Source organism: Mycobacterium sp., assembly GCF_049802695.1.
Lineage (GTDB): Bacteria > Actinomycetota > Actinomycetes > Mycobacteriales > Mycobacteriaceae > Mycobacterium.
In genome coordinates this window covers 1-10573 of the sequence record NZ_JBARMY010000284.1, presented here as the reverse complement: position 1 = coordinate 10573, position 10573 = coordinate 1, and the positions used below count along the sequence as shown (strand labels likewise).

The 10573-nt window shown below is 66.6% G+C and carries 6 protein-coding genes; all 6 read right to left on the bottom strand.

Annotation, left to right across the window (positions count from 1 at the left end):
* The coding region (locus WA317_RS11595; protein WP_425173164.1) for a beta-ketoacyl synthase N-terminal-like domain-containing protein at positions 1-3570 on the bottom strand (3570 nt) is incomplete at its 3' end.
* A 12-nt stretch (positions 3571-3582) separates the two neighbouring features.
* Positions 3583-5481, bottom strand: a complete 1899-nt coding sequence (fadD32, locus tag WA317_RS11590; RefSeq protein WP_425173165.1) for a long-chain-fatty-acid--AMP ligase FadD32 — start codon at positions 5479-5481, stop codon at positions 3583-3585.
* Positions 5482-5854: 373 nt separating this feature from the next.
* Entirely contained in the window at positions 5855-6898 is a 1044-nt protein-coding gene (locus WA317_RS11585) for a cutinase family protein (RefSeq protein WP_425173163.1), read from the bottom strand.
* A 225-nt stretch (positions 6899-7123) separates the two neighbouring features.
* Positions 7124-8029, bottom strand: coding sequence for an alpha/beta hydrolase-fold protein (locus tag WA317_RS11580; RefSeq protein WP_425173162.1), 906 nt, complete (start codon positions 8027-8029; stop codon positions 7124-7126).
* A gap of 159 nt (positions 8030-8188) precedes the next feature.
* Positions 8189-9202, bottom strand: a complete 1014-nt coding sequence (locus WA317_RS11575) for an esterase family protein (protein ID WP_425173161.1) — start codon at positions 9200-9202, stop codon at positions 8189-8191.
* Positions 9203-9571: 369 nt separating this feature from the next.
* The coding region (zomB, locus tag WA317_RS11570) for a flagellar motor control protein ZomB (protein WP_425173160.1) at positions 9572-10573 on the bottom strand (1002 nt) is incomplete at its 5' end.

The following is a 10573-nucleotide window of genomic DNA, read 5'->3' as shown; positions in this document are numbered from 1 at the left end:
GCTCTGACCGGCGCGGGCGACCAGCGCGTCGTACACCAGCGTGAACGATTCGTCGATGCGGGCGTAGACCTGCACGGAGGCGCCGCCCGGGTGCCGGGTCATCATCGTCACCAGCCGGGACCCTTCGCCCGGAGTCGCCCGCTGCTCGGCGGCCGTCAGCTGCGCATCCGGAAGCACATCGGCCAGAGCGGAGTTCACCAGCGAGGGCAGGTCGGTCAGGCCGCGGGGCTGATACTCCCAGACGTGGCGGCCGTCGGGCAGCGCCACGTGCGCCCCCGGCATCACCACAACGCTGCTGCCCGAGGAGAAGCTGACATCCAACCAGTGCTCTTTGCGCTTGAACCGGGTCTGCGGGATGTTCGCGTAGTCCTGCGGCGCGGTGGCCCGGCTGAACAGAGTCGTGACGTCCAGGTTGTGGCCGTACACGTAGAGCTGCGCCATCGTCGAGATCATCGACTCGACTTCGTCCTGCTTGCGGGCCAGCGTCGGGATCAGCTGAGCGTCGTGCAGCCCGGCGGACGCGGTGGTCAGGCCGACCTGCATCAGCGCCACCGGGTTGGGCGCCAGTTCCAGGAAGGTGGTGTGTCCGCTGTCGACGGCGTTGCGGATGCCCTGGGTGAAGTAGACGCTGTGCCGCAAGCCCTTCTTCCAGTACTCGACGTCGTGAATCGGCTCTGATCCTGGCTTGATGTAGCGGCCTTCGTGCACCGTGGAGAAGAGCCCGGCGGTCGGGCTCAGCGGCTTGATGCCCTGCAGTTCCGCCGACAGCTCGCCGAGCAACGGCACCATCTGCGTGGTGTGGCTGGCGCCCTTGGTCTGGAACTTGCGGGCGAACTTGCCCTCGGATTCGGCGCGGGCGATGATCGCGTCCACCTGTTCGGGCGGACCGCCGATGACGGTCTGGGTCGGTGCGGCGTAGACGCACACTTCCAGGTCGGGATAGTCGGAGAACACTGTCTTGATCTCGTCGGCGGAATACTCCACCAGCGCCATCAATCTGATGTACTCGCCGAAGAGCATCGCCTCGCCTTCGCCCATCAAATGTGAGCGCGAGCAGATGGTGCGGGTTGCGTCGCGCAGCGACAGCCCACCGGCGAAGTATGCACATGCGGCCTCACCCAGCGACTGACCGACCACCGCGGCGGGCTTGGCGCCGTGATGTTTGAGCAGTTCACCCAAGGCGACCTGGATGGCGAAGATGGTGACCTGAGTGGTCTCGATCCCGTAGTCCTGCGAGTCGTCGAGAATCAACTCGAGCACCGAGTAGCCCAGCTCGTCCTGGACCAGCGCGTCGACCTTCTCGATCCACTCGGCGAAAACCTCGCTGCGCAGATACAGACTCTTGCCCATCTTGCGGTGCTGCGCACCGAATCCGGCTAGCACCCAGACCGGGCCGTTCGTCACCGGCCCGTCGACGCTGAACACGTTGGGCCGTTGCTTGCCCTCGGCGACGGCCCGCAGCCCCTTGATGGCCTCGTCGTGGTCATGGGCCAGCACTACCGCGCGGGACCGGCCGTGGTTGCGCCGCGACAACGATCGGCCGATCGATTCCAGCGACGACGCCTGCCCTTCCGGACTTTCCAGCCAGTCGGCCAACTCGGCGGCGGCGGCCTTCTTGCGCGACGTCATGAACGCCGACACCGCCAGCGGGATCAACGGCTTGGCAGCGCCTTCCTGAGCCTCTTGCGCCGCGAGTTCTTCGAGCGCGATCTCTTTGAGGCGCCGCGCCCCGTCGGTAACGCCGGGCAGTTCGGGCTCCGCGTCGTTCGCGGCCGCGGCCAGGTACTCGTCGTCGATGAACTCGCCGTAGTCGTCGAACCGCACACCGGCATACGACGCAGCCGTTCTCGCTTCCGGGGACGGCGATTCCGCCGGCTGCGGTTGCGGCTCCGGCTCCCGCTCGATCACGTCACGAGGCAGGACCTCGCGCACCACGACGTGCGCGTTGGCGCCGCCGAAGCCGAAGCTCGACACCCCGGCGAGCGCGTAGCCGCCGTATCGCGGCCAGTCGGTAGCAGTCTCGACGATCTTCAGTCTCTGTGCATCGAAGTCGATGTAGGGGCTGGGTCCGGCGAAGTTGATCGACGGCGGCAGCTTGTCATGTTGCAGCGCCAGCACCACCTTGGCCATGCTGGCTGCGCCGGCAGCCGATTCCAGGTGTCCGATATTGGTCTTCACCGCGCCCAGCAGCGCCGGGCGGTCGGCAGGACGCCCCTTGCCGATGACGCGCCCCAGCGCCTCGGCCTCGATGGGGTCACCGAGCACGGTGCCGGTCCCGTGCGCCTCGATGTAGTCCACATTGCGTGGGTCGATACCGGCGTCTTTGTACGCCCGGCGCAGCACCGCGGCCTGAGCGTCCTGGCTGGGCGCGATCAGGCCATTGGAGCGCCCGTCGTGATTGACCGCGCTGCCGGCGATGACGGCCAGGATCTGGTCGCCGTCGCGGCGGGCGTCGTCGACCCGCTTGAGCACCACCATGCCGCCACCCTCGGATCGGGTGTAGCCGTCGGCGTCCGAGGAGAATGACTTGATCCGGCCGTCGGGAGACAGCACCGCGCCGATCTCGTCGAAGCCTAGGGTCACCGCGGGCGTGATCAGGGCGTTGACGCCGCCGGCGACTGCGACGTCGGCTTCACCGCCGCGCAGCGCCTGCACCGCCTGGTGGATCGCCACCAGCGAGCTCGAGCACGCGGTGTCGACGGCCACTGAAGGCCCGCGGAAATCGTAGAAGTAGGACACCCGGTTAGCGATGATTGAGGTGGCGGTGCCGGTGATCGCATACGGGTGGGCGAGCGTCGGATCGGACACCGCCAGCATGCTGTAGTCGTTGTTCGATACGCCGACGTAGACGCCGACGGCTTCGCCGCGCAGGCTGGAGGCCGGGATGCGGGCCTGCTCGAGCGCCTCCCAGGTCAGCTCCAGCGCCATCCGTTGCTGCGGGTCGATGTTGTCGGCTTCGGTCTTGGCCACCGCGAAGAACTCGGAGTCGAAGCCCTTGATGTCCTTCAGGTAGCCGCCGCGGGTGCGGGCCTTACCGATCCGCTCGGCCAGCCTCGGCTCCTCCAAAAACTCCGACCAGCGGCCCTCAGGCAGGTCAGTGATCGCGTCGCGGCCTTCCAGCAGCGCCTGCCACGTTTCGTCCGGGGTGTTCATGTCGCCGGGCAGCCGGGTCGACAGTCCTACGATTGCGATGTCGACGCGTTCTGCCGGGCCCGGGCGCGACCAGTCGACAACATCGCTCTCGTCCTCAGTCCGTTCGGGCTCGCCTTCGATGATCCGGGTCGCCAGCGACTCGATCGTCGGATGCTGGAACGCGACCGCCACCGACAGGGTGACCCCGGTGAGGTCTTCGATGTCGGCGGCCATCGCGACGGCGTCCCGTGACGACAAGCCCAGTTCCACCATCGGGGTGAATTCGTCGATCGAGTCCGGCGACTGCCCGGTGGCATTGCCCACCCAGTTGCGCATCCACTGCCGCATCTCGGGGACGGTCATGGTTGTGCGCGCGGGCGCATTCGCGTGTGGCGTGCTGTTGACGCTCGGTGCGGAATCGGTGTCTATCTCAGTCATCGTGGTTCGTGGTCAGTTCGACTCGCCGGCGAAGGCGGTTGGCGACGCGACGCCGCGACGCAGGCTGTTGTTGATGTAGGCCTCCCGGCAGGCGCGGTGCCCGATCTTTCCGCTGGACGTCCGCGGGATGGTCCCGGCCTGTACCAGCAGGACGTCGCGCACGGTCACTCCGTGGCGGATCGCGATGGCGGCCCGGATGTCGTCGACGATCGGCTGGTATTCGAGTTTGTGTGCACCGGCGGCACGCTCGGCGACGATCACCAGCTGCTCGGAGGTGTCCTCGCGGTCGTACGTCAGCCCGATGTGCGGGTTGTTGAACACTTCCTGAGGCAGCTGGTTGGCCGGCACCGAGAAGGCGGCGACGAAGCCGGTGCGCAAGGCGCGGCTGGCCTCCTGCGCCGAGAACTCGATGTCCTGCGGGTAGTGATTGCGACCGTCGATGATGACAAGGTCCTTAATCCGGCCGGTGATGTAGAGGCCACCGTTGTGGTAGGTGCCGTAGTCACCGGTGCGTACCCACAGCCCGTCATCCGGGACGCCTTCGGCGTGTGACGGGTTGGCCCGCGACTTCAGGATGTTCTTGAACGTGTCCTGCGTCTCCTGCTCCCGGTTCCAGTACCCGATGCCCATGTTCTGGCCGTGCAGCCAGATCTCGCCGATCTGTCCGTCGGGCAGTTCGGTGGCCGTGTCGGCGTCGACGATGGTCGCCCACTCGTCCAGACCCACCTTGCCGGTGGACACCTGCGCGACGGCGTTCGGCGCGTCCGCGGCCACCTCGACGAACCGGTGCTTGTTCAGTTCCTCGCGGTCGACATAGGTGATGAGTGGCTTCTCGTCCATCGGGGTGGTGGAGACGAACAGCGTCGCCTCGGCAAGCCCGTAGGACGGCTTGATCACCGAGTCACGCAGGCCGAACCGCGCGAACGCCTCGTGGAACTTGCGCATCGACGCCACCGAGATCGGCTCGCTGCCGTTCATGATGCTTTTGACGCGGCTCAGGTCCAGCGGCGGCTCGCCGTCTTTCGGCACTCCGCGCACCGCGGCGTGCTCGAACGCGAAGTTCGGCGCGACGGAGTAGACATCGCCGGGAGAGTTCGGGTCCTCCCGGGCCAGCTCACGCATCCAGCGGATTGGCCGGCGCACGACCGCAGCGGGCGTCATGAAGGTGTTGTAGCGACCCAGCACCGGCGACAGCATGATCGCGATCAGCCCCATGTCGTGGAAAAACGGCAGCCAGGTGACACCGCGGTCGTCCTCTTTGCCCTCGAACGCGGTCAGCACCTGAATGACGTTGGTGGCCAGGTTCAGGTGGGTGATCTCCACGCCGGTGGGGATGCGGGTCGACCCGGACGTGTACTGAAGGTACGCGACGGTGTCGAAGTCTTTCCCCTCGGGCAGTTCCCAGGTGGATGCCACCTCGTTGGGCACGGCGTCGACGGCGATGACGCGTGGCCGCTCCTTGGCCGGGCGGCTGCGGAAGAATTTGCGCACGCCTTCGGCGGAGTCGCTGGTGGTCAGCACCGCCGCCGGCTCGCAGTCGTCGAGCACGGCGTGCAGTCGGCCGACGTGGCCCGGCTCAGACGGGTCGAACAGCGGCACCGCGATCCGTCCGGAGTACAGGGTTCCGAAGAACGACACCAGGTAGTCCAAGTTCTGCGGGCACAGGATGGCGATGCGGTCGCCCGGCTGAGTGACCTGCTGCAGACGTGCGCCCACCGCACGGTTGCGGGCGCCGAATTCCGACCAGGAGATGTCCCGGGCGATGCCGTCGCGTTCGGTGGAGAAGTCCATGAACCGGTAGGCCAGCGCATCCCCGCGCACCCTCGCCCATCGTTCGACGTGACGGACCAGGTTGGCATTGTCCGGGAAGGTGATCCGTCCGTTCACCACGAACGGGTTGTGGTATGCCACTGGCATTGGTCAATCTCCTGTCACGAGCGCGTTTTTTGGCTCTGCTGCATTACGTCGCTATGTGTCTAAATCTCTATGCCGGCGTTGCCGTCTCCGTTAGAGCCGGCCGAACGCCTTTCACCGCGTGCCTTGTTCTTCCCTGCAAGGCCAAACTGACCGATGGTTCCGAGGTGTGCTCACGTTTGCACCGCCATGACCCAGCCAGACTAACCACTGCAATCTTATTCTTCTCTTAATGTTACGGGTAATGGTAAGGGCCGACGCGGCAGTGACCAAATCTCAAGGTACCGCTTCTCATCTCAATCACCGTGTTGTGGCAGCTGTGTCCGCACAACCAGTTCACGCATCGCTCGGGCTGCTGCGTCGCAGCCGGTCACCCATGCTTGGGATGCGGCGCGTTCTCGATCAGGTTGCGCGCCCAACTCAAAGTCCATTCGGTGGCCGGCTGGCCGTCCGAACTCCAGAACTCGGGTGTGGCGTAGAGCGCGTGCACCGGCTGCCCGGCACCGCCGGCCAGTTGGTTGAGGGTGTTCGGCAGGTTGACGATGCTGAACGCCTCCTGGGGGGCGGCGCAGATGAGATCGCCGTGCCCGCAGATCTCGTTGGTCCGGTTGTTGAGCTCACCGAAGCCGCCCGGGCGCTTGCCGGTCATGGTCAATCCGAGCTCGGAGAGCACCGGCACCTCATTCAGGGTGACTTCGGCGCCCTGCCCCGGCGGGTCGTTACCGACGTCCTGACCGACGCCCGGCTCGCGGCGGCCGTCGGCGATCAGCGTCACGCCCAGCACCAGATCCTGGTCGATGGGTCCGCGGCCGTTGCCGATGTCGCTGGCGACGTCCCCGGCGATCACCGCGCCCTGTGAGAATCCGATCAGCACGTAACTGGTCAACGGGCACTTGGCGTTCATGTCGGTGAGCGCCTTGACCATCGCACGGGTGCCCTCGGCCCGGCTGTCGTTGTAGGAGATCTGGTTATCGGTGCTCATCGGATTGTGGAACTGCGCCGTGTACGCAACGGTGTACACCTCGACGCGGCTACCCGGGAATTGGTCGGCAATCGGCCTGGTAACGCTGAGCAGCAACGCCTTGGGGAACTGTGCCGGGTTGAGCGGGTCGTCCTGCGCTGACGACTCCCACGTCCCCGGCACGGAAATCAGGTCGACGTCGGGGCAGCTGGCGTCCTGGGACGGCGGCCGCGGCTTCGATGGCTGCCCTGGCTGCCCCGAGCTGCTAGTGGGCGGGACGATGCTGGGCGGCACTGCGCTGGGTGCCGGCTTGGGACCCCGAACCAAACCGACCACAATCACGATCACGAGGCCCACCAACAAAGCCACCGCCGCGGCGGCGGTCAGCGCGAGGACGCGGTGGCGTCGGCGCCGGGAAGTAGGCCGGGATTTTCGCCCGGGATTCTTTGCCATCATCTCCTGCCAGCAGAGTCGGTCGGTCAGGCGGTGTCGTGCGCGCGATCGGCGACAGCAGGTGAGTCCCCTGACCAGCCGTCGCGAGCAGTCGCACGGTAACGGAACCGACCCAAGGTATCCGGCGCAGCAGGAGAAAGCCGCCGTCGTACTGTCTGCTGCACCCCTTCACGGTACCGGCTGACAGCACGGATCCCCGGCCGGCGAACTGCCGGCGGACACGTGTCAGCGGATGGCGCCGGCGATGTCGCCGGACATTGCGGCCAACTCTGCGGACCACGATCCCCAGCCGTTGTCCCCACCGCCCGGGAAGTCGAAGTGGCCGTTGTGGCCGCCGACGTTGCGGTATTCCTGGTAGAAGAATCGGGCGCTGCCGGCGGCCTGGTCGGGGATGCCAATCACGGCGGCGGGATCACTGGCACCGGCCCCGTTCGGGCTGAAGACCCATATCCGCGTGTTGTTCTGCGCCAGCAACGCTGCATGCACGTAGGGGTCGTGCTGCTTGACCCGGCCCAACTGCGGCGCGCCGAACATACCGTAGACGTCTGTTCCAGCGAAGTTCTGGAAACCGGCGATGACGCCGCCGAAGATCGTGGTGTCTGACAGATCCAGGATGCCCGACATCGAGCCGGCATAGCCGTATCGGTCGGGATGGAAGGTGGCCAGCGCGAACGCGCCGTAGCCGCCCTGTGCGGCGCCCACGGCCGCGTTTCCTCCGGGGGCAAGGCCCTTGTTGGCAGCCAGCCAGTCCGGTAGCTCGCTGGATAGGAAGGTGTCCCACTGCTTGCTGCCGTCCTGCTCCCAGTTGGCATAGAAGCTGTAGGCGCCGCTGGCCGGTGCGGCCACCGAGATCCCCTTGCCGGCCAGAGTGTTCATCGCGTTACCGGCCGTCACCCAGTTGCTGACATCGGGGTTAGCGTCGAAGGCGTCGAGCAGAACGACCATGTGCGGCCCGCCGCCCATGAACGCCACCGGTATGTCGCGGCCCATCGCCGCGGACGGCACCATCAGGGTCTCGTAACCGGCGGCGCGCGCTGAGCCGCCGACGCCCGGCGTGACTGCGGTGACACCGCCCAGTCCCAGCGTGAGAACCGCAGCGCTCAGCACCCGCAGCATCGACAGACCCCTCATCTCCACCTCACTCGTGTCACCCGACAAGCCGGCTACCGACCCCGCAGAACCCCATCCCGCAAGGTAGTGAACCACATCCCGCACAGCGCGAGGGGCGGAAATGGCTAACGGCGACGACCCGATGAGTCGTCGCCGCCAGCCGGATATCCCGTCCGGGTTTTAGGTGCCTTGCGCCGGCGCCGCGTTGGGCGTCGCGCCGAGCGTCCGCTGCAGGTCGGGCTTCATCGCGTTCAGCTGGGAACCCCAGTACTCCCAGCTGTGGGTGCCGTTCTCCGGGAAGTTGAACACCGCGTTGTGGCCACCGGCGGCGTTGTAGGCGTCCTGGAACTTGATATTGCTGGACCGCACGAAGCCCTCGAGGAACTTCGCCGGCAAGTTGTCGCCCCCCAGCTCCGACGGCTTGCCATTACCGACGTACATCCAGATGCGGGTGTTGTTGCCCACCAACTCCGGAATATGCAGTGACGGGTCGTTGCGCGCCCACGCCGGGTATTCCTTCGGACCCCACATGTCCGCCGCCTTGTATCCGCCGGCATCACCCATCGACAGGTTGATCAACGACGGGCCCATGCCCTGAGAAGGGTCGAGCAGACCGGACATGGCGCCCGCGTAGACGAACTGCTGCGGGTGGTAGACGGCGAGGTTCAGCGCCGACGCCGCAGCCATCGACAGGCCGACCGCCGCGCTGCCGGTCGCTTTGACCCCCTTCTGCGAGGCCAGGTAGGACGGCAGCTCGCTGGTCAGGAAGGTTTCCCACTTGTAGGTCGAGCAACCCGCCTTACCGCAGGCCGGTTTGTACCAGTCGGTGTACCAGCTGGACTGCCCGCCGACCGGCATCACGATCGACAGGCCCGAGCCGTTGTACCATTCGAACGCAGGTGTGTTGATGTCCCAGCCGTTGTAGTCGTCCTGGGCGCGCAAGCCGTCCAGCAGGTAGACCGCAGGTGAGTTGGCTCCCCCACTCTGGAACTGGATCTTGATGTCGCGGCCCATTCCCGCCGACGGCACCTGCAGGTACTCGACCGGCAGACCGGGCTTGGAGAACGCTCCAGCGGTCGGCGAGCCTCCAATGACCCCGATCAGACCCGGCAGCAGAGCCGCACCAGCGGCCCCGACAGCGAGCCGGCGCGGCATACTGCTTACCGCGCCGCGGATCCTGTCAACCAGCTTCATCCTTACTTCCTCACCCTTCGTAAGCACATTCATTTCGGCGAAGTCTGCATGCGGAGCCCCGTTGCCCGGCGCAGCAGTGCCCGTGTAGTCAACCACATCACTACAGCCACTCTCTCCCCGAGTGCACCGCAGGACAGCTCAGCCCGGACGGTTTCCGCCGCGACACGCCGTTGGCCGGCGAGCGCCGCTGCAGGCGCCGGGAATGTGCCCGCGAACGACGGCCTGCCGGTGAGGCCCGATATCCGGCGTTGCTGTCACCGCCGCGTCGTTCGCTGTTGGGCGGGGACCGTTGGAACGCCCGGGACCGCCGAAAAAATTTTCCTCCAACCTCGCCACAGCGAGCCGCGAACCGCTTGATCAGCCCGACGACTACGGGCCCGTCGCGGGCAGGCCGTCATACGGAGGCCCACCGAATTCCGGCACTTCCAGACCGCACCGAATCAGCTCGTAGCGCGGCACTCGGTCGATGCGGTACCGGGTGAATTGCACCGAATGCAGCAGGTTCGACAGGAAGCGACGGGGACCCATCGGTGCCCGTACCGAGCTGAGCACTGACTGCGTCGCAGGACACTTCAGTGCCGCCCTGGCCTGCTCAACCCACGCCCGGTCGAGGTAGGGCGGTACATCCAGGAATGGGCCCTCAGCGATGGCCCAGTCCGGGAACAGGTTTTTGTCGTGGCCGATGCGGCTGTGCTGGAGGCGTTCGGTATGCGCGGCGATCGGGTTGGCCAGACCGATCTGGTCGATCACGCGCACCTCCAGGCCCACGTTCATGCCCAGCATGCCGAGATTGGTGAAAAACACGGTGTGCGGGCCCTGCCCGGGGACCACTCCCGGAGGCGGCGCGGCCGCGGGCACCACGTCCCACTGGTCGTAGTTGCCCGACGGCAGCAGCAGCGCGCCGGCCGGCGTGTTGTTGATGGCTACCAGCGCAGCACGCACCCTCGGGTAGTCGAGGTAGGCGGCCGCGGTGAGCGGGTGAGCCATCCCGGTGGCCTGGGCGTAGAACCGCCGCTCGTCGACGATGCCGGAGTAGGTCACCCGGGTGGCGTCGTCGCCCATCCCGGGCGAGTTCGCCGCCCACAGCGACCAGCCGACGAGCGCCAACCAGACCACGCTCACCGCACCGGCCAGCAGGTAGCGGGTTTCCCGGGAGAACCGTTTTCCTTCGGGGAACACGACGGGAATCACCGCAACGGGCGCCAGCAAACAGAACAGCGGCACCAGCAGGACTCGACCGTGCATGAAATCGCCACCCTGCCGTATCCAGTACAGGGCCTGCAGCAGGCCGCTGACGGCAATGAAGACGACCACCGTCGACGGGTTCTGCACCGCGCGCGACCGTGGGCCGGGCCTGGCCGGGCTTTGGAC

Bases quoted from the DNA above. Each gene is read 5' to 3' on its own strand.
- WA317_RS11580 (WP_425173162.1), bottom strand. From the start codon at position 8,029: ATGAGGGGTCTGTCGATGCTGCGGGTGCTGAGCGCTGCGGTTCTCACG.
- WA317_RS11575 (WP_425173161.1), bottom strand. From the start codon at position 9,202: ATGAAGCTGGTTGACAGGATCCGCGGCGCGGTAAGCAGTATGCCGCGC.
- WA317_RS11585 (WP_425173163.1), bottom strand. From the start codon at position 6,898: ATGGCAAAGAATCCCGGGCGAAAATCCCGGCCTACTTCCCGGCGCCGA.